At 73.7% G+C, this 21504-nt stretch carries 22 protein-coding genes; 14 read left to right on the forward strand and 8 right to left on the reverse strand.

The window, feature by feature from the left end; translation table 11 throughout:
• The first annotated feature begins 140 nt into the window (after positions 1-140).
• Both ACIBBA_RS03785 and ACIBBA_RS03790 read left to right on the forward strand, forming a co-directional pair.
• A complete protein-coding gene (locus tag ACIBBA_RS03785; RefSeq protein ID WP_396693486.1) occupies positions 141-626 on the forward strand; it encodes a SigE family RNA polymerase sigma factor in 486 nt (161 codons plus the stop codon).
• The gene (locus ACIBBA_RS03790; protein ID WP_396693488.1) at positions 623-1678 is read left to right on the forward strand and encodes an LCP family protein; all 1056 of its coding nucleotides are present in this window, start codon (positions 623-625) and stop codon (positions 1676-1678) included. Before ACIBBA_RS03785 ends, ACIBBA_RS03790 begins: the two co-directional genes overlap by 4 nt.
• A gap of 76 nt (positions 1679-1754) precedes the next feature.
• Here ACIBBA_RS03790 and ACIBBA_RS03795 read toward each other — a convergent pair whose 3' ends face one another.
• Positions 1755-1967, reverse strand: coding sequence for a hypothetical protein (locus ACIBBA_RS03795; protein WP_357046890.1), 213 nt, complete (start codon positions 1965-1967; stop codon positions 1755-1757).
• A 137-nt stretch (positions 1968-2104) separates the two neighbouring features.
• Here ACIBBA_RS03795 and ACIBBA_RS03800 point away from each other — a divergent pair, with 137 nt between their 5' ends.
• A complete protein-coding gene (locus ACIBBA_RS03800; protein WP_396693491.1) occupies positions 2105-2488 on the forward strand; it encodes a phage holin family protein in 384 nt (127 codons plus the stop codon).
• A 161-nt stretch (positions 2489-2649) separates the two neighbouring features.
• Positions 2650-3675, forward strand: a complete 1026-nt coding sequence (gene fbaA / locus ACIBBA_RS03805; RefSeq protein ID WP_357046894.1) for a class II fructose-bisphosphate aldolase — start codon at positions 2650-2652, stop codon at positions 3673-3675.
• 57 nt (positions 3676-3732) lie between these two features.
• Here fbaA and ACIBBA_RS03810 read toward each other — a convergent pair whose 3' ends face one another.
• The gene (locus tag ACIBBA_RS03810) at positions 3733-4935 is read right to left on the reverse strand and encodes an LOG family protein (protein ID WP_396693493.1); all 1203 of its coding nucleotides are present in this window, start codon (positions 4933-4935) and stop codon (positions 3733-3735) included.
• A 248-nt stretch (positions 4936-5183) separates the two neighbouring features.
• Between ACIBBA_RS03810 and ACIBBA_RS03815 the strand changes: the two genes are divergently transcribed.
• Positions 5184-5612 carry a DUF3151 domain-containing protein gene (locus ACIBBA_RS03815; RefSeq protein WP_396693495.1) on the forward strand — a complete coding sequence of 143 codons (429 nt, stop codon included), beginning with the start codon at positions 5184-5186 and terminating at the stop codon, positions 5610-5612.
• Positions 5613-5666: 54 nt separating this feature from the next.
• Here ACIBBA_RS03815 and ACIBBA_RS03820 read toward each other — a convergent pair whose 3' ends face one another.
• On the reverse strand, positions 5667-7637 hold the full coding sequence (locus tag ACIBBA_RS03820) for a chromosome partitioning protein (RefSeq protein WP_396693497.1): 1971 nt from the start codon (positions 7635-7637) through the stop codon (positions 5667-5669).
• On the opposite strand from ACIBBA_RS03820, the gene ACIBBA_RS03825 reads away from it, so the two are divergent.
• Positions 7636-8007, forward strand: a complete 372-nt coding sequence (locus tag ACIBBA_RS03825) for a hypothetical protein (protein ID WP_396693499.1) — start codon at positions 7636-7638, stop codon at positions 8005-8007. The genes ACIBBA_RS03820 and ACIBBA_RS03825 overlap by 2 nt on opposite strands.
• 347 nt (positions 8008-8354) lie before the next feature.
• On the opposite strand, the gene ACIBBA_RS03830 is transcribed toward ACIBBA_RS03825, so the two are convergent.
• Complete coding sequence (locus ACIBBA_RS03830) at positions 8355-9401, reverse strand: hypothetical protein (RefSeq protein WP_396693501.1); 1047 nt, start codon at positions 9399-9401, stop codon at positions 8355-8357.
• A 123-nt stretch (positions 9402-9524) separates the two neighbouring features.
• On the opposite strand from ACIBBA_RS03830, the gene ACIBBA_RS03835 reads away from it, so the two are divergent.
• The 5 genes from ACIBBA_RS03835 to ACIBBA_RS03855 all read left to right on the forward strand — a co-directional run bounded on the left by ACIBBA_RS03835 (position 9525) and on the right by ACIBBA_RS03855 (position 14735).
• The gene (locus tag ACIBBA_RS03835) at positions 9525-10814 is read left to right on the forward strand and encodes an adenylosuccinate synthase (protein WP_357046906.1); all 1290 of its coding nucleotides are present in this window, start codon (positions 9525-9527) and stop codon (positions 10812-10814) included.
• A gap of 174 nt (positions 10815-10988) precedes the next feature.
• Entirely contained in the window at positions 10989-11918 is a 930-nt protein-coding gene (locus ACIBBA_RS03840; RefSeq protein ID WP_396693503.1) for a type IV toxin-antitoxin system AbiEi family antitoxin domain-containing protein, read from the forward strand.
• Positions 11919-12065: 147 nt separating this feature from the next.
• On the forward strand, positions 12066-13316 hold the full coding sequence (purD, locus tag ACIBBA_RS03845) for a phosphoribosylamine--glycine ligase (RefSeq protein WP_396693505.1): 1251 nt from the start codon (positions 12066-12068) through the stop codon (positions 13314-13316).
• A gap of 59 nt (positions 13317-13375) precedes the next feature.
• Positions 13376-13897, forward strand: a complete 522-nt coding sequence (locus ACIBBA_RS03850; RefSeq protein ID WP_396693507.1) for a SigE family RNA polymerase sigma factor — start codon at positions 13376-13378, stop codon at positions 13895-13897.
• Complete coding sequence (locus tag ACIBBA_RS03855) at positions 13890-14735, forward strand: hypothetical protein (protein ID WP_396693509.1); 846 nt, start codon at positions 13890-13892, stop codon at positions 14733-14735. Before ACIBBA_RS03850 ends, ACIBBA_RS03855 begins: the two co-directional genes overlap by 8 nt.
• Positions 14736-14748: 13 nt before the next feature.
• On the opposite strand, the gene ACIBBA_RS03860 is transcribed toward ACIBBA_RS03855, so the two are convergent.
• The 3 genes from ACIBBA_RS03860 to ACIBBA_RS03870 all read right to left on the reverse strand — a co-directional run bounded on the left by ACIBBA_RS03860 (position 14749) and on the right by ACIBBA_RS03870 (position 18195).
• Complete coding sequence (locus ACIBBA_RS03860) at positions 14749-16311, reverse strand: AMP-binding protein (protein WP_396693511.1); 1563 nt, start codon at positions 16309-16311, stop codon at positions 14749-14751.
• A 215-nt stretch (positions 16312-16526) separates the two neighbouring features.
• Positions 16527-17741, reverse strand: coding sequence for an acyl-CoA dehydrogenase family protein (locus tag ACIBBA_RS03865; RefSeq protein ID WP_350868391.1), 1215 nt, complete (start codon positions 17739-17741; stop codon positions 16527-16529).
• 1 nt (position 17742) lies between these two features.
• Complete coding sequence (locus ACIBBA_RS03870; protein ID WP_350868389.1) at positions 17743-18195, reverse strand: SCP2 sterol-binding domain-containing protein; 453 nt, start codon at positions 18193-18195, stop codon at positions 17743-17745.
• A gap of 75 nt (positions 18196-18270) precedes the next feature.
• On the opposite strand from ACIBBA_RS03870, the gene ACIBBA_RS03875 reads away from it, so the two are divergent.
• On the forward strand, positions 18271-18909 hold the full coding sequence (locus tag ACIBBA_RS03875; RefSeq protein WP_396693514.1) for a TetR/AcrR family transcriptional regulator: 639 nt from the start codon (positions 18271-18273) through the stop codon (positions 18907-18909).
• Here the strand turns inward: ACIBBA_RS03875 and ACIBBA_RS03880 are convergent.
• Positions 18884-19525, reverse strand: a complete 642-nt coding sequence (locus tag ACIBBA_RS03880; protein WP_396693516.1) for a DedA family protein — start codon at positions 19523-19525, stop codon at positions 18884-18886. The genes ACIBBA_RS03875 and ACIBBA_RS03880 overlap by 26 nt on opposite strands.
• A 170-nt stretch (positions 19526-19695) precedes the next feature.
• Between ACIBBA_RS03880 and ACIBBA_RS03885 the strand changes: the two genes are divergently transcribed.
• Together ACIBBA_RS03885 and ACIBBA_RS03890 are read left to right on the forward strand one after the other, a co-directional pair.
• Positions 19696-20862, forward strand: coding sequence for a sensor histidine kinase (locus ACIBBA_RS03885; RefSeq protein ID WP_396693518.1), 1167 nt, complete (start codon positions 19696-19698; stop codon positions 20860-20862).
• Complete coding sequence (locus tag ACIBBA_RS03890) at positions 20859-21500, forward strand: response regulator (RefSeq protein WP_396693521.1); 642 nt, start codon at positions 20859-20861, stop codon at positions 21498-21500. The genes ACIBBA_RS03885 and ACIBBA_RS03890 overlap by 4 nt, the downstream gene beginning before the upstream one ends.
• The last annotated feature ends 4 nt before the right edge of the window (positions 21501-21504 follow it).

Raw genomic sequence — 21504 nt, forward strand, 5'->3', positions numbered from 1 at the left:
GAGTGTGGTCAGGCTCTCACGGATGTCACTGTCCGGGTGGCCGCCGCGCCCGGCCGGCTGGGCTGCCGGCCGGCTAGAACCGGACCGCAACGTTCCGCCCGCCCGGATCCGTCATCAGGGGCAGGAGACCGGGAGGTGCAGTGACCTACGAGGAGTTCGCGGATTCGCGGCTCGCCGCGCTGCTGCGGTACGCGGTGATGCTGACCGGTGATCCGCATCAGGCCGAGGACCTGGTGCAGGAGACGATGGTCCGGGTACAGCTCAACTGGCGGCGGGTGGCGCGGGCGGATCTGCCCGAGCGGTACGTGCGCCGGATGCTCACCAACCAGTACATCGACTGGCGGCGGGGCTCCTGGGTGCGCCGGGTGCTGCTTCGCGCGGAGCCCGACGAGGTGGTGCCGGAGCCGACCGACCACGCCCAGTCCGCGGTGGACCGGGACCAGGTCTGGTCCTGGCTGGCCCGGCTGCCGCGCCGGCAGCGGGCCAGTCTGGTGCTGCGCTACTACGAGGACCTGCCGGACGCCGAGATCGCCGAGATCCTGGGCTGCGCGGTCGGCACCGTCCGGTCCTCCATCTCCCGCGCCCTGGCCGCGCTCCGGACCGAGTACGTGGAGGTCAGTTCATGATCGAGGAGAACCTGCGCGCCGCGTTCGCCCGGCACGAGGCGCTGACCCCGGCCGCCGGCCCGGTGCGCGCGGCGATCGACCGGGTGGCCGCCGTACGTCGCCGTCGCCGGCAGCGGTTCCGGGCGGCCGGCGTCGCACTCGCCCTGGTCGGCGGCCTGGGGGTCGGGATTCCGCAACTCACGCCCGCCCCGGCGGTCACCGACGGCACCCTGGCCGAGCGGTCGGCGTCCCCGGCCCCGGCCGGGGCGCTGAACGTGCTGCTGGTCGGCCTGGACTTGAGGTCGGGCGAGGCTCCACCGCTGGCTGACTCGGTGCTGATCGTGCACATCCCGGCCGACCGTAGCCGGCCGTACCTGATCTCGCTCCCGCGTGACCTGGAGGTCGACATCCCCGGGCTCCACCGGGACAAGCTCAACGCGGCCTTCGCGTACGGCGCCGGGACCGACCGTCGCGACCTGAGCCGGGGGTACGACCTGACCCGGCAGGCCGTCGCCGACGTGACCGGCGTGCCCGTCGACGCCGGCGTCGTGCTGACCTATCCGGTGCTGCGGAAGGTGACCGACACGCTGGGCGGGGTGGAGGTCTGCCTGCCGCAGCAGGTCCGCTCGGTCCACACCGACCGGGTCTTCCGCGCCGGCTGCCAGCGGCTCGGCGGCGCGGCCTCCGTCGACCTGCTGCGCCAGCGGCAGGGGCTGCCCGACGGTGGTCTGGACCGCGACCGCAACGCGCAGCGCTTCGCGGCCGGGCTGGTCCACCAGGCCGCGGCGCGCGATGTCCTGACCAATCCCGTGCAGCTCTCCCGCCTCGTCGCCGAGGTCGGCCCGGAGCTGACCGTGGCCGGCGGCTCGCTGCCCGACCTGCTGCGGGTGGTCCCGGAGTTGGCGTCGACCGAGCCGGTCGGGCTCAGCCTTCCGGTCGGGCCGCCGGAGAGCCCCGCCTGGCGGCTGCGTGCCGATCCGAAGGCCGCGCCGGCCTTCCTCGCCGCGCTGCGGGAGGACCGGCTGGCCGAGTGGGCCGCCGCCAACCCGGACCGGGTCACCCGGTTGCGCTGAGCGGGCCGCGCCGTCCGGCAGGTACGCCGGGCGGAGCGGGGGCGTTCGACGGCGACCGCCAGCCGTGCTGCTCGGGTCAGCGGTAGTCGTCCTCGTCGCCGACGACCACCCGCGCCTGCTCCATCGCGTCCCAGTCGTCGACCTCCAGGCCGCGGTGCGGCTCCGGGTCGCCGTCAATCGGGTCGACGGTGGTGGCCTGCTCGACCGCGTCAGCCGGCTCCGCTTCCAGGTCGCGTTCCTCCGGACTGAGGTGGGCGCTGGGGGCGAAGTCCTCGTCGGGCTGACTCATCGTCCCTCCCTGGATCTCGGCGGGCGGTTACCCCACACACCGTACGGGCTGCGTCTGCGCGGCGCTCGCGGAGCGCGGCGGGACCGAGTCGGCCGAATCCCCCCTCCGGTGCGTACGGCCGGTGCCAGGATGGTGCCGTGGGCTTCCTGATCCGGCTGGCGATCACCGCGGTGGCGCTGTGGATCACCACGCTGATCGTGCCCGGCGTCGAGGTGGGCGGCCGGTCCGGTGCCAACACGGTGCTCACGCTGGTCGTGGTGGCGTTGATCTTCGGCATCGTCAACGCGGTCCTCAAGCCGGTGATCAAGGTGATCGGCTGCCTGTTCTACCTGCTGACCCTGGGCCTGTTCGCGCTGGTCGTCAACGCGCTGCTCTTCCTGCTCACCGACCGGATCGCGCACGCCCTCGACCTGCCGTTCCGGGTGGACGGTTTCTGGGCCGCGTTCTGGGGCGCCATCGTGATGACCGTGGTCACCTGGCTGATCAGCGTGGTGCTGCCGGACAGCGTGGACGACCGGTGACCGGCCGCGCCGGGGTCACCGACGGGTGGACGTGCACCGGGTCGGTTGCGTCCACGCGCACCGGCTGCGGGATACTGCCCGGCGGAGGACAGCGCGGTCCGGCGCACCCATGGACAACAGCGGCCTGCACGGCCGAGAGCGGTAAGTAAGGAGCGTTTGACATGCCCATCGCTTCCCCCGAGGCCTACGCGGAGATGCTGGACCGCGCCAAGGCGGGCCGGTACGCGTACCCCGCGATCAACGTGACCTCCTCCCAGACGCTCAACGCGGCGCTCAAGGGCTTCGCCGACGCCGAGAGCGACGGCATCATCCAGGTCTCCACCGGTGGCGCCGAGTACCTCTCCGGCCCGTCGATCAAGGACATGGTCACCGGCGCGGTGGCGTTCGCCGCGTACGCGCACGAGGTGGCCAAGAAGTACCCGGTCAACATCGCCCTGCACACCGACCACTGCCCGAAGGACAAACTGGACAAGTTCGTCCGGCCGCTGATGGGCATCTCGCAGGAGCGGGTGAAGCGCGGCGAGGAGCCGCTGTTCCAGTCGCACATGTGGGACGGCTCGGCCGTGCCGGTGGCGGAGAACCTCGAGATCGCCGCGCAGCTCCTCGACGAGGCCGCCAAGGGCAAGATCGTCCTCGAGATCGAGGTCGGCGTCGTCGGTGGCGAGGAGGACGGCGTCGAGAACGCCATCAACGAGAAGCTCTACACCACGGTCGAGGACGGCCTGGCCATGGTCGAGGCGCTCGGCCTCGGCGAGAAGGGCCGCTACATGGCGGCGCTGACCTTCGGCAACGTGCACGGCGTCTACAAGCCGGGCAACGTGAAGCTGCGCCCCGAGGTCCTCGACCACATCCAGATGGCGGTCGGCGCCAAGTACGGCAAGGAGAAGCCGCTCAGCCTGGTCTTCCACGGCGGTTCCGGCTCGCTGCTGTCGGAGATCCGCGAGGCGCTGGACTACGGCGTGGTGAAGATGAACATCGACACCGACACCCAGTACGCCTTCACCCGGCCCGTCGCCGACCACATGTTCCGCAACTACGACGGCGTGCTGAAGATCGACGGCGAGGTCGGCAACAAGAAGCAGTACGACCCGCGCACCTGGGGCAAGGCCGCCGAGGCCGGGCTCGCCGCCCGGGTCGTCGAGGCGTGCGAGCACCTGCGCTCCACCGGCACCAGCATGAACAAGTAACCACCCGCTCACCGCGACGGCCGGCCCCCACCCGGGGAGCCGGCCGTCGCCGTCTGCTCAGGCGGTGGCGGTGAGCACCCGGACGGCCTCCCGGACGTCGTCGGTGAGGTGGATCGTCGGCGACAGGTCACCGAACGGGGACGCGCCCAGCAGCGGACGCAGCAGCGACTCGACCGGCAGCTCCCGGGTCCAGTAGGCGCGGTCCAGGAAGACGTACGCGCCGCTGGCGCCGTCGGTGCCGTAGTAGGTCTTGGTGGCCGCCTGGAACACCTCCTGCACGGTGCCCGCCCGACCCGGCGCGAACACGATCCCGCCCCGGGCCAGCCGCAGGATGGTGTCCTCCCGGATCGCGTTCGAGAAGTACTTGGCGATCCGGCCGGCGAAGAGGTTCGCCGGCTCGTGCCCGTATAGCCAGGTCGGGATGGCCAACCCGCCGGTGCGTGCCCAACCCAGGTCGGCCGCACGCTGCTGCGGCACCGGCGGCGGGGCATAGCGCTCCCGCACCCCCAGCGCGGCCGCCGTGTACCGGTCGTGGTCGGTGAAGTCGGGCGCCGCGGCCAGCAGGTCGATCGCCGCGGTCAGCTCCTCCGCCGGCCGGCCGGCCAGGTAGGCGCCGAGGTTCGCGGCCTCCATCACCCCCGGCCCGCCGCCGGTGACCACCAGCCGGTCGGCCCGGGCCAGCTCCCAGCCCAGCACGGCGGCCATTCGGTACGACACGCTGCCGCGCGGCACCGCGTGCCCGCCCATGATCCCGACCACCGACTGCGGCCCGTACGCCGTCAGCCAGGCCCGGGTGGCGTCGGCCAGCGCGTTGTCCACGCCGTGGTCGTGCAGCCGCTGGCCGAGTGCCTCCCGGACGTCGGGCAGCGCGCCGCCGTGCGCCCGGAAGTGCGCGTACACCCGGGTGTCGTACATCCCGGCGAACCCGCCCTCGGCGAAGCCGGCGGCCAACTCCTCGGGGGTGTAGAGGTGCGACGGCTGGGTCGGGTACGGCAGACCGGAGAACGGCGGCACCACGTTGGCACCGCGCCGGACCAGGTCGGCACCGACCTCCCGGGAGGCGAACCGGCATCCGACGAAGAGCGTCCCGGTCACGGTGACGGCGGTGAGGTCCGGGACCGGCGCCAGGTCGAGGCGGAGCCCCTGGACGGTCAGCCCGGCGAGGCTGCCGGTGGCGAGCCGCCGGTCGAACTCGGCGCGGGTCTCGATCTCGTCGGTAGGGTGCGGCTCGATGACGTCCGCGGGCGGTGGGGTCGGCACCCGGCCATCCTGCCCCGCCGACCGGCCCGGCCAAACGCCGACCGGGGCCGGAACCGACAGGAGCCCGGTGACCGTGGCCACCGGGCTCCTGCGTAACCGGGTCCTGGGGAGGCTCCGGACCAATAGTTGTAGTGGAAAACACCTTCGAGCGGCATAGGCCGCAGGCGTGACCAACTCCTCAGCCGTTCAGCCATCCGGGTCGGCCGACCCTCTCGCGTGTCGGCCGGCGAAGCGGGTTGAATGGGGCGATGCAGAACCTCATGCCGGAGCCACCGGCCACCCTCCTCCCCGCGCACGACGAGGCCGCCGCCGCCCTGGCCGCCGCCGAACAGTCCGGCGACGAGGCGGCGTTCGCCGAGGTGGCGGCGCGGTATCCCACCAACAGCGCGGCCTGGGCGGCGCTGGCGGCGCGGGCGTTCGGGGAGGGCCAGGTGATCCCTGCGTACGCGTACGCGCGCACCGGCTACCACCGCGGCCTCGACCAGCTGCGCCGCAGCGGCTGGAAGGGCCACGGCCCGGTGCCCTGGTCGCACAAGCCCAACCGGGGCTTCCTCCGCTGCCTCTACGTGCTGTCCCGCGCCGCCGACGAGATCGGCGAGGCGGACGAGGCGGCCCGCTGCGCCCAGTTCCTCCGTGACTGCGACCCGGCCGCGGCGGACGCCCTGGCCAGCAACTGACCCACGCCGACGGCCGGCCCGGCGACACCGGGCCGGCCGTCGCAGGGGGTGTTCCTACAGCCCCTCGGCCACCGCGGCGGCGATCTTCAACCAGGCGTCCCGGGTGGCCGACGAGAGGGCGCCGTAGCGGATCGGCTCGCCGCTGTCGATGAGCCGCTCGTACGGCGCCAGCAGCACCGCCCGGGTACGCGCCGCGAAGTGCTCCTGGATCGCCGGCAGGTCGATCTCCTTGCGGGACGGCGGCATCGACACCACGGTGACCGCCTGCCGGACCAGCCGCTGCCGGCCGCTCTGCTCCAGGTGGTCGAGCATCCGGGCGGCCGTCTCGGCGGAGTCGTTCCGGGCCGACATGGTGACCACGAGCTGGTCGGTGGCGTCCATCGCGGCCTGCCAGTTCTGCGCCCGGACGTTGTTCCCGGTGTCCACGAAGATCAGCTTGTAGAAGCGGCTGACCACCTCGCGGATCTCCGCGAACGCGGCCGCGGTGAGCATCTCGCCACCGGTGGCCGACTCGTCCGAGGCGAGCACGTCGAACATGCCCTCGCCCTGCGAGCGGACGTACTGCGACAGGTCGCCGACCCGCCCGTGCGCGCCCTGGAACTGCCCGAGGTCGCGCAGCATGTCCCGCACCGTGCGGGAGTGGAAGTCCTGCTGGGCCCGCATGCCCAGCGTCCCCTGGGTCTCGTTGTTGTCCCAGGCCAGCACGTAGCCGCCGCGCTTCTGGCCGAACGTCATCGCGAGCAGCAGGATGGCGACCGTCTTGCCGGCGCCGCCCTTCGGGTTGACCACGGTCACCTGGCGCAGCCCGCCGAAGTTGCGGCGCACCATCTCGATGTCCCGCTTCAGCTCCTGCTCGTGCCGCCCGGGCGCGAGACGCAGGCCGATCTTGTTGGCCACCGCCCGTACGCCCATCGTGGCCACCGGGTCCGCGGGACGTACCTGCCGGCGCCGGGCGAAGTCCTCGGCGGTCGGCGCGGCGGTGGTCTCCGGGGTCCAGTTGGCGTCCGTGTAGCCCGGCGCCTGGGCCGGCTGTTCGGGCTGCGCCGGCTGTGCCTGCGGCGTCCCGGCCGCACCCTGCTGCCAGGGCGGCGGGTACCAGCCGGGCGACGGCGGGTACGGCCCGGGCGGCGGGGTCGCCCCGACCTGGGGCGCCGGCGGTACCGGGTCGCCGGGCTGCGCGGTCGACGGCGGTGGCGGAGGCTGCTGCTCGGCGACGCCGGGCCAGGGCGGGGCACCGACTGCGGCGCGGTCGCCGAGCGGCGGCGGCGGTACGGCCGTCACACCGGGGCTGCCGCCGTCGGGCGCCGTCGCGGTTCCCACCGCGTGCGGGTTGCCGGCACCGGGCGTCGTCGCGGTGCCGACCGCGTGCGGGTTGCCGGCACCGGGCATCGTCGCGGTACCGACCGTGTTCGGATTGCCGACCTGGGGTGGCGGCGACGTGCCCGCCGGGCGGCTGGTCGCGTCGGGCCCCGGTGTGCCGGTGGCCGTTTGAGCCTCCGCCCGGTCCGGGCCGGTGGTGGCCGGTCGCTGCGGCGGATAGGCCCAGGGAGACTCGCCGGGCCGGCCCGCGCCACCCGACCGATCGCCGTCTCCCGAGCGCTCCTCGCCGCCCGCGACGTCGCTCACCGCGGCGGACCCGACTGGCCGGGGCGCTGCCTCCCCACCCGGGGTGGACGGCCCGGGCGTTGCCTCGCCACCCGGGATGGACAGCCCGGGCGTTGCCTCGCCACCCGGGGCGGACGGCCCGGGCGTTGCCTCGCCACCCGGGGCGGACAGGCTGGGCGTTGCCTCGCCACGCGGGGCGGCCGGTCCGGGCCGGCCCTCGGTGACCTCCCGGTCGGCCGCCGATGGTGCGGGCCGCTGATCAGGAATCGCGCGACCGGTGGCCGCCTGGTCGGCGGGAGACCCGGTGGCCGGCGCGGCCGGCTGGTCGGGGCCGGCGCTGGCGGTGGCCGGTGCGGCCGGCTGGTCGCGGCTGGTGCGGCCGGTGGCCGGCGGCGGTGGCTGGTCGAGGGTGAACGGCATGTCGAGATCGACCCGGCCGGTGGCCGGCGGGCCACTGGTCGCCGCCGCGACACCCGACGCCGCCGCGACACCCGACGCTGGCCCGGTGACCGGCCCGGCGGCGCTGGCCGGCCCGGTGTTCGTCGGCCCGGCGGCACCGGCTGGCGCGGGTGGTTGCCAGCCGGTCTGCGTCGCGGGCGTGCCGGTCGACGGTGGTTGCCAGCCGGACTGTGGAGCCGGCGCGTCGGTCGTCGGTGGCTGCCAGCCGGTCTGCCCAGCGGGAGTCGGTGGTTGCCAGTTGGCCTGCGGGGCCGCCGCTGCGCCGGAGGCGGGCGGCGGCGGGGGCATCCAGCCGCCCGACGTCGGCATCGCGCTGGTCAGCGAGGGGTAGTCGCCCGCGTGCGGCGGGGCGGGAACCGGCGGACCGGATGGCGGGTGGCCGGGAACCGGCGCCCCGCCCGACGGCGTGGCGACGGGCCCGGCGGGCGGACGCGCGCTGTTCGGATCGGCCGGGGACGGCACGGCCACCGCAGCCCAGGGCGGTGTCGCCCCAGCCGCGCCGGAGTCGGCCGGATCCGGCGGCCAGAGTGGTTCGATGTCCCGCTCCGGCACCGGCTGCTGGCCGGGTACGCGCACCCGGTCGGCGTTCTCGTCCACCACGGTTCCTCCCCATTCCTCCTGCCGAGGATAGGCCCACCGGCCGACGATGGTCGGACCGCGAAACCGGGGCCGCGAGGGTCAGGCCGCCCAGACCGCCCAGGCCCCCGGCTCGGTCCACCAGGACCGTTTGCGGCTCAGCTGGCCCTCGACGCCGTCGTCGAGGTACGGCACCTTCTCGTCGCGGGGCAGCACGGCGACGGCCCGACCCCGGGCCCGGCGCACTTCGAGGCGTACCCGCTTGCGACCGAACGTGGAGCGGGTCACCACCGGCACCGCCACGGCCACCTCGACCAGACCGTCGGTCGGGTCCACCCGGCCCAGCAGGGCCACGTCGTCGAGCGTCGCGTAACCGCCGGCGTTCCCGATCGCGCACGCCAGCAGCGGGTCGTCGCCGTGTGAGAGGACGGTGTCGTCGACCTCCACCCGGCCCCGCCAGTGCAGCGGCCGACCGGCCTCGTCGGCCGCACCCAGCAGCGCGCCGTCCAGCGTCACCGAACCGCCGTCGTTGCGCAGCAGGTCGAGCCGGCGGGGAGTGCCGTCGAGCACCGCGGCGGCCACCGCCGCCGGGTCGCGGGGCAACCCGAGCTGCGCGGCCAGGTCGCGGTGCGCCGTGCCACGGGCCGGATCGAGCGGCAGTATGCCCACCGGAGGCAGATCCGGCACGGTACGGCCCATGGGCAGGTCGTCGGGGCGGCGGCTCGGCGGCGGGGCGTACCGCCGGACCAGCCGGCGCAGCACGGCCCGTAACTGTGCGTCACTGGCGGTGGCGATCACGAGCCGGGTCTTCGAGTCCGGATCCGGCCAGACGAGGCCGTCCGGGCGGGGCGGGCCGTCGAGCCGGGCCAGCACCTCGTCGATCTGCGCGTCGGTGCGGGCGGTGACCGTCTCCACCCGGGCGCCCCGGGCGGTCAGCGCGTCCGCGCAGGCCAGCACCGGCACCCGCGGGGTCTCGCACCGCTCGGCGGTGGTCTTCGGCTGTCCGTCGGTCGTCGTCGCGTCGGTCTTCGCCGGCGCGTCGGCCTTCTGCGCGGCGTCAGTCGCACCGCCGCAGCAGGCTCCGCCGCTGCCACAGCCCCCGGGAGCGTCCCGCTCCGAGCCGAGGGTGAGCAGCACCACGTCGTACACGGATGGAGCCTCCTGCCTCTCGACGCGACCCCTGCCGGCCACGCCGTCACTACTTGTTAACCTGACACCCCGGGCTCGCCAACCGGTCGCCACCTGGCACCCGAGCCTTCTGGAGGCGAAAAGATGCCAGCGATCGTGCTCATCGGCGCTCAGTGGGGCGACGAGGGCAAGGGCAAGGTTACCGACCTGCTGGGTGAGCGGGTCGACTACGTGGTGCGTTACTCAGGCGGCAACAACGCGGGGCACACGGTGATCACGCCGGACGGCCAGCGGTACGCCCTGCACCTGATGCCCTCCGGCGCCCTTTCCCCGAGCGCGAAGATCGTGATCGGCAACGGCGTGGTGGTCGACCCGAAGGTGCTGCTCGCCGAGATCGACGGTCTCGCCGAGCGGGGCGTGGACGTCTCCCGGCTGCGCATCTCCGGCGACGCGCACCTGATCATGCCGCACCACCGGGCGCTGGACCGGGTGGTCGAGCGCTACCTCGGCTCGTCCCGGATCGGCACCACCGGCCGCGGCATCGGCCCGGCGTACGGCGACAAGGTCGCCCGGATGGGCATCCGGGTGCAGGACCTGCTGGACCCGGGCATCCTGCGCAAGAAGCTGGAACTCGCGCTGCGCGAGAAGAACCAGATCCTGTTCAAGGTCTACAACCGCAAGGCCATCGACGTCGAGGCGACGATCGAGGAGTACCTGCAGTACGCGGAGCGGCTGACGCCGTACATCGCGGAGACCCGGGGGCTGCTCTGGGACGCGCTCGACCGGGGCGACATCGTCCTGCTCGAGGGCGCGCAGGCCACCATGCTGGACATGGACCACGGCACGTACCCCTTCGTGACCTCGTCCAACCCGACCGCCGGCGGCGCGTGCGTGGGCGCGGGCATCCCGCCGACCGCGATCAGCCGGGTCATCGCGGTGAGCAAGGCGTACACCACCCGGGTCGGCTCCGGGCCGTTCCCGACCGAGCTCTTCGACGCCGCCGGTGAACACCTGCGCAAGATCGGCCGGGAGTACGGCACCACCACCGGCCGGGAGCGCCGGTGCGGCTGGTTCGACGCGGTCGTGGCCCGCTACTCGTGCCGCCTCAACGGCGTCACCGACCTGGTCATCACCAAGCTGGACGTGCTCACCGGCCTGCCGAAGGTGCCGATCTGCGTCGGCTACGAGATCAACGGCAAGCGGGTCGACGACATGCCGATGACCCAGACCGACTTCCACCACGCCACCCCGGTCTACGAGGAGATGGACGGCTGGTGGGAGGACATCACCGAGGCCCGTAGCGCCGACGAGCTCCCCGAGAACGCCCGCCGCTACATCGCCCGCATCGAGGAGCTCTGCAACACCCGCGTCAGCGTCGTCGGCGTAGGCCCCGGCCGCGAAGAAAACGTCCTCCTCCACCCCCTCCTCCCCTAACCCCCACCCCCGGTCCCGGGCTCGCCCCGGTGATCAAGAGGTTTGCGTCAAGTTCCGCCCCGAATCTGACGCAAACCTCTTGATCACCGAGCTGGCGGCGGGCGTTGTCCACAGGGCGCGGCGGGTTATCCACAGGGGCTTCGGTGGGGTGGGGCGCGTGGGCATCGTAAGTCGGTGGCACCACAGGAACTTCTCCGCCGCGTCGCAGCCGGCCAGGACGGGGTGGTCAGCGGCGGGCAGGCGCTGCGCGCCGGTCTGACCAGGGACCAGGTCCGACAGCTGTGCCGGTCGGGCAGGTGGCGACGACTTCTGCCCGGATACTTCGTGCCAGGCGCGGAGTTGAGTGACGCCGCGCTGCGGCGGGCCCGGCTCCGGGCAGCGGTCGCGAGCCTCGGCCCGGGGGCCTTCGCCGTCCTCGACAGCGCGCTGGAGCTGTACGGCATCGCGGGTCTCCGCCGAACACCGCAGGTGCACATCTCGGTACCGGTGGATCGACCGCGACCGCAGCGCGCTCTGGCGCCGTGGCTGACCGTGCACCAGTTGACGGGCAATCCCACTGACCTGGTACGGGTCGCGGGTATACCCGCGACGTCGCCGCTTCGCACCGCCGCGGACGTCATCCTCCGCGTCGATCGTTATCCAGCGGTCGCCGTACTCGATTCGGCGTTGAACAACGGCCTCCTCACCTCGAACGACCTGTTGGCGATTCCAAGCCTGATTCATGGGCGACGGGGTGCGGTCGCGGCTCGGGGCTACCTGGCGGAGGCGGACGGACGGGCGCAGTCGCCGCTGGAGACGCGTGCCCGGTTGCGGTGCGTCGACGGCCGAGTGCCACCGGACGCGCTCCAACTGGAGGTACGCGACGACGACGGCTACCTGCTCGGCATCGGCGACCTGGGTTGGCGCGGGCCGAGGGTGATCGCCGAAGCCGACGGCCGCGGCGCACATGACAACCCGGGCGCGGTCTTCGCTGACCGCCGCCGCCAGAACCGCCTGGTCAACGCCGGCTGGACCGTCCTCCGCTTCACCTGGGCCGACACCCTTCACCCCGACTACATCCCCTGGACCGTCCGCCAAGCCATCTCCCCCCACCGCCCCTCCTAACCCCACCCCCGTCCCTTCCCGGCCCCCGCCCGCCACTCGCCAGTTGATCAAGAGGTTTGCGTCAGAAACAGGCCGGCTACTGACGCAAACCTCTTGATCACCGGTGCTTCCCGAACCTGGGGGAGGGGGTGCGTAGGATCTGGGGGCGTGCGGGTTCTTCTGGTGGGTGGTGGCGGGCGGGAGCATGCGCTCGCGCTCGGGTTGGCGGCCGATCCGGCCGTTTCGCAGCTGATCGCGGCACCGGGGAATCCCGGGATCGCGGCGGTCGCCGAACTGCGGGCGGTCGACGCGAACGATCCGGCGGCGGTGGCCGCGCTCGCGGTCGAGACCGGGGTCGACCTCGTGGTGATCGGGCCGGAGGCGCCGCTGGTCGCCGGGGTCGCTGACGCGGTCCGGGCCAAGGGCATCGCGGTGTTCGGCCCGTCCGCCGCGGCTGCCCGGCTGGAGGGCTCGAAGACGTTCGCCAAGGACGTGATGACCGCCGCCGGGGTACCCACCGCGCGCGCCCACACCTGCACCGACCCGGAGAGCACCGGCCGCGCGCTGGACGAGTTCGGGGCGCCGTACGTGGTGAAGAACGACGGCCTGGCCGCCGGTAAGGGCGTGGTGGTCACCGACGATCGCACCGCCGCGCTGCGACACGCGCAGGAGTGCGGCCGGGTCGTGGTCGAGGAGTACCTGGCCGGCCCGGAGGTCTCGCTCTTCGTGGTCACCGACGGCGAGGCCGCGGTGCCGCTGCTGCCGGCGCAGGATTTCAAGCGGATCGGCGACGGCGACACCGGCCCGAACACCGGCGGCATGGGTGCGTACGCGCCGCTGCCGTGGGCTCCGCCCGGCCTGGTCGACGAGGTCATGCGCGACGTGGTCCACCCGACCCTGACCGAGCTGCGTCGCCGGGGCGCCCCGTTCGCCGGGCTGCTCTACGTCGGCCTGGCGATGACCGCGGACGGCCCCCGGGTGATCGAGTTCAATGCCCGGTTCGGCGACCCGGAGACCCAGGTGGTGCTCGCGCTGCTGGAGACCCCGCTCGCCGGGCTGCTGCACGCCGCGGCCACCGGCACGCTGACCGCGCACCCGCCGCTGCGCTGGCGTGACGGCGCCGCGGTGACCGTGGTGCTCGCCTCCGCGGGCTACCCGGGCACGCCGCGCACCGGCGACGTGATCACCGGCGGGGACCGACCGGGCATCATCCACGCCGGCACCGCCCGCCGGGCCGACGACGGCGCGTTGCTCTCCGCCGGCGGCCGGGTGCTCTGCGGTACGGCCACCGGACCCGACCTGGCCGCCGCGCGGGACGCCGCGTACGCCCTGGTGGGCGGGGTGGAGCTGGCCGGCGCCCAGCACCGCACCGACATCGCCGCGGCGGCGGTCGAGGGCCGGATCAGAATTCCCGGCTGAGTCGGGCAACCGCCACCCCTTGCGTCTCCGTTTGATCGGTGAGGCGAGGAGGTGGCCGGTTGTCGGCCGACACAGAGGGCTACCGCGAGTACGTCGGCGCACGGCTGGAGCCGCTGCGCCACACGGCGTACCTGCTCTGCGGTGACTGGCACACGGCCGACGACCTGGCGTCGACGGCGCTGGTCAAGCTGCTGCGGCACTGGCGGCGGGTGTCCGCCATGGAGAATCCCGACGCGTACCTGCGGCGGACCCTGCTGCGGGTCTGGCTGGACGAGCGGCGCCGGCCGTGGCGTCGGGAGGCCGCCTGGGCGCAGGTGCCGGAGCATCCGGCGGCGGTCGGCGGCACCGAGGGCACGGCGGACCGGTTGACCATCCTCGCCCTGCTGGCGGAGCTTCCACCGCGCCGACGCGCGGTCCTGGTGCTGCGCTTCTTCTGCGACCTGTCGGTCGAGGAGACCGCGCGTGAGCTGGGTTGCACGCCGGGCACCGTGAAGAGCCAGTCGGCGCGGGCGATCGAGGCGCTGCGGGGCCGCCTCGTCGGCGCGTCGCGGGGAGCCGAGGAGGTAGGCACCGATGGATGAGCTGGTGCAGCAGTTGCGGGCGAGCGTCGCGGGGGCGCCGCCGACCCGGATCGACGTGGACGAGCTGATCGCCGCCGACCGGCAACGCCGCCGGCACCGCACCTGGACGATGGCCGGCACCGGCATCGCGGCCGCCGTGGCGGTGGTCGCGGTGGCACCGGCGCTGTTTGCCGGCCCGGGAGCGCAGCCAGGTGGCCTCCCGCTGCCGCCGGTCGGCACCGGCTCGCAGGCCGACGAACCGTCACTCTGCCCGGTGCTCACCCCGAAGCCGAGCGGCCCTCAGCCGCCCCTGCAGACCTACGACACGGTGCGCAGCCGGCCGACCGAGTCCCCCGACGCGGGGGTCGCCCGGCTGACCGCCGCGCTGCGCCCCGCGCTGGCCGCGCACCTGCCGCCGGGGCTCACCGTGGACGGCTTCGACGGGCTGGTGCCGGACTGTGAGCTGGTCCAGTTCACCTACCACCCGAGCTACCGCGAGTATTCGGCGCACGCCCGGTTGGCCCGGGATGGACGGATCAACAACTTCTGGGTCTCGTTGCTGCCCACCGCGATCCACGATCCGACGGATTGCTCGGTCGCGTCTGATCCACGCGGGTGCACGAGCGAGCTGCTGGACGACGGAAGCGTCCTCGTCACCAGCGTCGACCAGGCGAGCGATCGGCGTCATGAGCACCGCCGGGTGTTGTTGCAGCGATCGGACGGGACGTCGGTGGTCGTGGCGGTGAACAACTACCCGGTCGCCGGCCGGGACAGCCCCTCCGGGGGTGCCCCGCTGATGGTCACGGTGGACCAGCTGGTCGCCGTCGCCCGTACCCCGGGCCTGACGCTCTATCCGTGAACCGCCCGGGTGTTCAGCCGTAGTAGCGGCGCAGCTCGCGGCTGAGCACCTTGCCGGTGGCGTTGCGGGGCAGGTACTTCACGAACACCACGTCGCGGGGGACGGAGAAGCGGGCCAGGTAGTGCCGGACGTACTCGCGGACCGCGTCCGGGTCGAGGGTCTCGTTCGGGTGCAGGGCGAGGAAGGCGGCGAGCCGCTGGCCGTACTCGGGGTCGGGGACGCCGATCACCGCCGCCTCGCGGACCTGTGGCAGCTGGGCCAGCAGGTCCTCCACCTCGGACGGGAAGACGTTCTCACCGCCGGAGACGATCATGTCGTCGGCGCGGCCGTCGACGAAGAGCAGCCCGTCGGCGTTGATCCGGCCGAGGTCGCCGGTGTCGAGCAGGCCATCGTGGGTTTCCCGGCCGCCGCCCGAGGTGTAGCCCTCGAAGAGCATCTCGTTGCCGACGAAGATCCGCCCGACCCGCCCGTTCGGCACCGGCTGGCCGGCCGCGTCGAGGAGTTCCAGCCGGGTGCCGTGCGGCGGTCGGCCGGCCGTGGTCGGGGCCGCGCGCAGGTCGTCGGGGCCGGCGATGGAGGCCCAGGAGACCTCGGTGGAGCCGTACAGGTTGTACATGACGTCGCCGTAGACGTCCATGAACCTGGGTGCGAGCCCGCCGGGCAGGGCCGAGCCGCTGACCGCGACGACCTTGAGCGGCGGGCGTGGGTCCGGCGGCGGCACCTCCAGCAGGCGTTGCACCATCACCGGTACGGCGAAGAGCGCGTCACACCGGTGCGCCACCAGGGCGGCGAGGGTGGCGGCCGGGTCGAAGCGGCGGTGCAGCACGATGGTGGCCCGCAGCGCGAAGCAGACCTGGAGGGCGGCGAACCCCCAGGTGTGGAAGATCGGTGCGGCGATCATCACCCGGTCCCGGGTGTGCAGCGGGATGCGGTCGATGATGGACACCAGCGGGCCGAAGCCGCCGGGCGTGGGCCGGCGGGCGCCCTTGGGCGTGCCGGTGGTGCCCGAGGTCAGCACGATGATCCGCCCGTCCCGCTCCGGCGGGTGCAGCTCGCCCGGCAGCGCCCCGACGACCAGCTCCTCCCGGGCGCGTTCGTCGAGGCGGGACAGTTCGGCGGGGAGGCCGAGGACCCGATCGGCGAACTCGTCGTCGTGCACGAGGATCCGCAGCCGCTGCTCCTCGGCGACGGTGGCCAGCTGGGCCGCGGAGAGCCCGGTGTTGACCAGCACGGCGTCGACGCCGAGCAGGGTGGCCGCGACGATCGTCTCGATCAGGCCGTGGTGGTTGCGGCAGAGCACCCCGATCCGGTCGCCGGCCTGGATGCCGAGCCCCGCCCGCAGCGACCGGGCCAGCCGCTCGGCCCGGTCGAGCAGGTCCTGATAGGTCAGCTCGACGCCGTCCTCGTCGATGACCGCCGTACGACCGGGGTCCCGGGCGGCCGCCTGCCGCAGCTCACCGGCCAGGCTCCAGCCCCATTTCCGCAACGCGCTGAGCTGCGAGGCGACCCGGATCGGGCGGCCGGGGGTGAGCAGTCCGCGCCGGGTCAGCGTGGTGACGATGAACGGCAGGTCCATGCCGCAGACCTCCTTGGCGGTGGTGCGCGGACGGGGCGACGGATGCCCCGCCCGTCGGGGCGTCTCACTTGATCATGCACCGGACGCGGCATCTGGCCCAGTCGGCGGCGGCACGGCGTGACGAAGCACGCACGGATCGTGCGATGCGCGGGCGGGCGGAGCGACGGCGACCGCCGGCGTCGGTGTGCGTGACACCGACGCCGACGGCGCGGTCGTCAGCGGATCTGCATCCCGGAGATCGCCCGCGAGATGACCAGCCGCTGGATCTCCGAGGTGCCCTCGAAGATGGTGTAGATCTTCGCGTCCCGGTACCAGCGCTCCACCGGGTGGTCGCGGAGGAACCCGGCCCCACCGAGCAGCTGCACCGCCTTGTCGGTGACCGAGACGGCCACCTCGCCGGCCTTCAGCTTGGACATCGAGCCCTCGCCGGCGGTGAACGGCCGGTTGTTGCGCCCCATCCAGGAGGCCCGCCAGACCAGCAGCCGGGCCGCGTCGATCTCCATCTTCATGTCGGCCAGCGCGAACGCGACCGCCTGGTTCTCGATGATCGGCCGTCCGAACTGGACCCGCTCCTTGGCGTAGTCCAGGGCGTACTCGTAGGCGGCCCGGGCCACGCCGAGCGCCTGCGCGCCGACGGTGGGGCGGGACAGCTCGAAGGTGCGCATCGCCGCCTGCCCCGAGGCGCGCTGCCCGGAGCGGGCCCGGTCCAGGCGTTCGAGCAGCGCCTCCCGCCCGCCGAGCAGGCAGCTGCCGGGCACCCGTACGTCGTCGAGGAAGACGTCGGCGGTGTGCGAGGCGCGCAGCCCGAGCTTGCGCAGCTTGCGGGTCGCGTTGAGCCCGGCGGTGCCCGGCGGTACGACGAACGCCGCCTGACCCCGGGACCCGAGTGACGGCTCGACCGAGGCGGTGACCACGTGCACGCCGGCGATGCCCCCGTTGGTGGCGTACGCCTTCTGCCCGGTTAGCACCCACTCGTCGGCGGCCTCGTCGTAGACCGCCCGGGTGCGCATCGCGCCGACGTCGGAGCCGGCCTCCGGCTCGCTGGTGCAGAACGCGGCCACCGCCGGCTCGTCGACCGAGCCGAAGCACTGCGGCACCCACTCGACCATCTGGTCCGGGGTGCCGGCGCCGTAGATCGCGGCCACCGCGAGCGAGGTGCCGAAGATGCTCAGGCCGATGCCCGCGTCGCCCCAGAAGAGCTCCTCGCTGGCGATCGGGAGGGAGAGTCCGGTGGGGTCGGCCCAGCAGGTGGCGAGGAACTCGAAGCCGTAGAGACCGACCTTCGCCGCTTCCTGGATGACCGGCCAGGGGGTTTCCTCACGGGCGTCCCACTCGGCCGCGGCCGGGCGCACGACCTCGGCGGCGAAGCCGTGCACCCAGTCGCGGAGATCCCGCTGCTCCTCGTTCAGGTCAAGCGAGAACTCGGGCATGTCAGGCCTTGGGGATGTCGAACAGGTTGGCGATGTTGGCGGCCAGACCCAGGTCGCCCTTGGCCTTGAGCTTGCCGGTCATGAACATCATCACCGGGTTCGCCCCGCCGGAGACGATCTTGAGGAACTCGACCGGGCCCATGGTCAGGGTCAGCTTCGGGTCGCGCTGCGGGGTCTCCGGGACGGTGCAGGTGCCGTTCTCGATGACCACCTCGTAGGTGTCGCTGCCGCCGTCCGGCCGGCCGGTGATGGTCCAGTGGATGACCGCGTTGGTGGCACCGGCCCGGTCGGCCCGGAACAGCGACGGCATCCGGCCGAAGACCTCGCCCAGGATCTTGCCCCGCGCGTCGCCGGACATCACCTCGGCGATCTTGTCGTCGGGGGTCGACTTGACCAGCTTGGCGAACTCCTTCGGGCCGACGTTCGCGAAGTTGGCCGGATCGAAGTCAGTCATGGGGGAAACACCTCTCGGGCGGGCCGACTTGGTTACTCCGGCGTAACCTTACGCACGAGTAGGTATGCTCGCAAGGTGTCCACCGGTCCCACCTTCAAGCGCCTGCCCCGGGCCGTACGCGAGCAGCAGATGCTCGACGCGGCCGTCCGGGTCTTCTCCCGGCGTGGCTTCCACGCGGCCAGCATGGACGAGATCGCCGAGGACGCCGGCATCTCCAAGCCGATGGTCTACGCGTACCTGGGCACGAAGGAGGAGCTCTTCGTCGCCTGCCTGCACCGGGAGGGCACCCGGATGATGCAGGCGATCGCCGGCGCCGCGGCCCCGGAACTGCCCGCCGACGAACGGCTCTGGCGCGGGCTGCGGGCGTTCTTCGGCTTCGTCGGGGCGTACCGGGACGGCTGGGCCGTGCTCTACCGGCAGGCCCGGGGCGAGCAGCCGTTCGCCGGCGAGTTGGCGACCATGCGAGCACGGCTCGTCGAGGTGGTCGCCGGCATGCTCGACCACGCGCTGCGCGGCGAGGGGCGCGAGGTCGCCGCCACCGACCTGGAGGTCGTCGCGTACGCCCTGGTGGGCGCGACCGAGTCGCTGGCGGACTGGCTCGCCGACCATCCCGAGGCCGACCCGGAGAAGACCGCGACCCGGATGATGAACGTCGCCTGGCTCGGCGCCGGCCAGTTGCTGCACGGCGTCACCTGGCGCCCGCCCGCGAGCTGACCGCACCGCCCGTCCCGCTTTCGCTCGGTCGGCGCCGGGCGAGCCGGCGTACCCCCTCGACCACGAGGGTCACCGTGAGAGCCAGCCCGAGGCCGAGCAGCAGACCGCGCACCGGGTCCTGCTCGAAGGCCAGCCCGCCCAGGTAGCCGACGAGGGCCGAGTAGAGCCCCCAGGATCCGGCGGCGAGCGCGTCGAAGGCGAGGAAGCGCCGCCGCGGATAGTGGACGGCGCCCATGGTGAGGGTGACGGCGGTCCGTCCGCCGGGGACGTAGCGGGCGACGGTGAGGATCAACCCGCCCCGCTGCGCGATCCCGCGTCGGGCCCACTCCACGCCGGCCCGTCGCCGCCCGCCGGCCGGGAGACGGCCCAGCAGCCGGGTGCCACCGGTCCGGCCGATGGCGTACGACACGTGGTCGCCGACCAGCGCGCCGGCCGCGGCCACCACGATCACGGCCGGCAGGTACGGCTCACCGGACGCGGCGAACACCCCGGCCGTGATCACCGCGGTCTCGCTCGGCACCACCGGGAAGAAGCCGTCGAGCACCGCGATGGAGAAGAGCGCCAGGTAGACCCAGGGCGAGGACATGGTCTGGTGCAGCAGGTCGAGCAGATCCATGGTTCCGATGCTGGTCGTGGCGGCGCTGCCCGCCATCGGCCGCTGGTCACCCGGGGACCACTACTTAAGTAGCGTGCGTCCCGGACCGGGGATCCGGGTCTCCCCCCACCCGACCCGGGTCCGTCCGGTCGCGGCCGGTCGCGCCGCCGGGCAGCACCTAGGCTCGGCCCGTGGCCATCAGCGCCGTCGTGCTCCGGCGGCTCGTCGAGCGGTACTTGCCGCCGCTGCTCGCCCTGGTCGTGGCCATCGCCGTCTGGAGCTCCGCCACCGGCGCGATCGGGGTGCGTTCGCCGCTGCCGGCCGGGCTGGTGCTGCTGATCGCCGTGGCCTGCGGTGGCGCGGCCGGTGTCGTCCGGTCCCGCCGGTGGCCGCTGTTCCTGGCCGCCGCCGTCGGGTGGCTGGTGCTGGCCGCGGGGCCGGTCGTGGCGGTCGCCTCGTACCAGGCGGGCCGGCGGTTGCGGGAGCGGCGTTGGCTGGCCGGCTATCTCATCGGGGCGGCACTGGTGATGGCGGGCGGGGTGCTGGTCGGGCTGTCCGTCGGCGGCCTGCGGCGGCTCACCACCGCCAGCCCGGCCAACGCGGCGCTGCTGGTCGCCTGGCTGGTGGCCTTCCCGCTGCTCGCCGGCCTGCTCGTCCGATCCCGGTGGGACGTGCTGGCCGCGCTGCGGGACCGGGCCGAACGGCTGGAGCGCGAGCAGTTGGCTCACACGGAACGGGTCCGGGCCGAAGAGCGGGCCCGGATCGCCCGGGAGATGCACGACGTGGTGGCGCACCGGGTGTCGCTGATGGTGGTGCACGCCGGGGCGCTGGAGGTGACCTCCAGCGACGCGTCGACCGTCGAGGCGGCCGCCCTCATCCGGTCCACCGGCCGGCAGGCCCTCACCGACCTGCGTGAGGTGCTGGGCGTGCTGCGTCAGCCGGGTCCGCCCCGGTCGGCGGTCTCGGACGCCGCGGGCGACCCGCTCCAGGCGGTGGACGAGCTGGTCCGCGAGTCGCGGGCCGCCGGCCTCCGGGTGTGGCGCTGGGACGAGGGCATCCCCCGGCCGCTGCCGCCGACCGTCGGCCGTACCGTCCACCGGGTGGTCCGGGAGGCGCTGACCAACGTCCGTAAGCACGCCCCGGAGGCCGAGACGACCGTCCTTCTGCGCTACCTGCCCGACGGGGTGGAGGTCGTGGTGCGCAACGGCAGTTCACCGGGGGGCCCGGCGCTACCCGGTGCCGGGCTGGGGCTGCTCGGCCTGCGCGAGCGGGTCGAGTTGCTCGGCGGCCGGCTGGAGACCGGTCCTGTCGACGGCGGCTTCCTGGTCCGGGCGCTGATCCCGGTGGCGGTGCCGTGATCCGGGTCGTGGTGGTGGACGACGAGCACCTGGTCCGCGCGGGGCTGCGGGTGATCCTGGAGGCGGCGCCGGACATCACCGTGGTCGGCGAGGCGGCGGACGGCTCCTCCGCCTTGGTCGAGGCGCGCCGGCTCCGCCCCGACGTGGTCCTGCTCGACGTCCGGATGCCGGGCACCGACGGGCTGACCGCCGCGCCCGAGGTGGTCGCCGCCGGACCGAAGGTGATCATGTTGACCACCTTCGACCTCGACGAGTACGTGCACCAGGCGCTGCGCGCCGGTGCCGTGGGCTTCCTGCTCAAGGACACCCCACCCCGGGAGCTGGCGTCGGCGGTCCGCACGGTGGCGGCCGGGAACGCGATGCTCGCCCCGACGGTGACCCGGCGGCTGATCAGCTCCTTCGCCGAGCGCGGCCCGGCTCGACTGGAGGCCGCCCGGCAACGGCTCGACCTGCTCACCGGGCGCGAGCTGGAGATCATCCGGGAAGTGGCGCACGGGCACGCCAACGCCGAGATCGCCCGCCGGCGGGCGATGAGCGAGGCGACCGTCAAGGCGCACGTCAGCCGGGCGCTGGCCAAGCTCCAGGTGACCAACCGGGTGCAGGCAGCGATCCTGGTGCACGACGCCGACCTGACGTGACGGC

Origin of the sequence: Micromonospora sp. NPDC051006 (genome assembly GCF_044456245.1) — a bacterium.
GTDB lineage: Bacteria > Actinomycetota > Actinomycetes > Mycobacteriales > Micromonosporaceae > Micromonospora.

What these genes read in the sequence shown, in the direction of transcription:
- ACIBBA_RS03815 (WP_396693495.1), top strand. Translation starts at nt 5,184, where the DNA reads ATGCAGAACCTCATGCCGGAGCCACCGGCCACCCTCCTCCCCGCGCAC.
- ACIBBA_RS03880 (WP_396693516.1), bottom strand. Translation starts at nt 19,525, where the DNA reads ATGGATCTGCTCGACCTGCTGCACCAGACCATGTCCTCGCCCTGGGTC.
- ACIBBA_RS03865 (WP_350868391.1), bottom strand. Translation starts at nt 17,741, where the DNA reads ATGCCCGAGTTCTCGCTTGACCTGAACGAGGAGCAGCGGGATCTCCGC.
- ACIBBA_RS03820 (WP_396693497.1), bottom strand. Translation starts at nt 7,637, where the DNA reads ATGCCGTTCACCCTCGACCAGCCACCGCCGCCGGCCACCGGCCGCACC.
- ACIBBA_RS03795 (WP_357046890.1), bottom strand. Translation starts at nt 1,967, where the DNA reads ATGAGTCAGCCCGACGAGGACTTCGCCCCCAGCGCCCACCTCAGTCCG.
- ACIBBA_RS03855 (WP_396693509.1), top strand. Translation starts at nt 13,890, where the DNA reads ATGGATGAGCTGGTGCAGCAGTTGCGGGCGAGCGTCGCGGGGGCGCCG.
- ACIBBA_RS03790 (WP_396693488.1), top strand. Translation starts at nt 623, where the DNA reads ATGATCGAGGAGAACCTGCGCGCCGCGTTCGCCCGGCACGAGGCGCTG.
- ACIBBA_RS03835 (WP_357046906.1), top strand. Translation starts at nt 9,525, where the DNA reads ATGCCAGCGATCGTGCTCATCGGCGCTCAGTGGGGCGACGAGGGCAAG.
- ACIBBA_RS03825 (WP_396693499.1), top strand. Translation starts at nt 7,636, where the DNA reads ATGTCGAGATCGACCCGGCCGGTGGCCGGCGGGCCACTGGTCGCCGCC.
- fbaA (WP_357046894.1), top strand. Translation starts at nt 2,650, where the DNA reads ATGCCCATCGCTTCCCCCGAGGCCTACGCGGAGATGCTGGACCGCGCC.
- ACIBBA_RS03870 (WP_350868389.1), bottom strand. Translation starts at nt 18,195, where the DNA reads ATGACTGACTTCGATCCGGCCAACTTCGCGAACGTCGGCCCGAAGGAG.
- ACIBBA_RS03860 (WP_396693511.1), bottom strand. Translation starts at nt 16,311, where the DNA reads ATGGACCTGCCGTTCATCGTCACCACGCTGACCCGGCGCGGACTGCTC.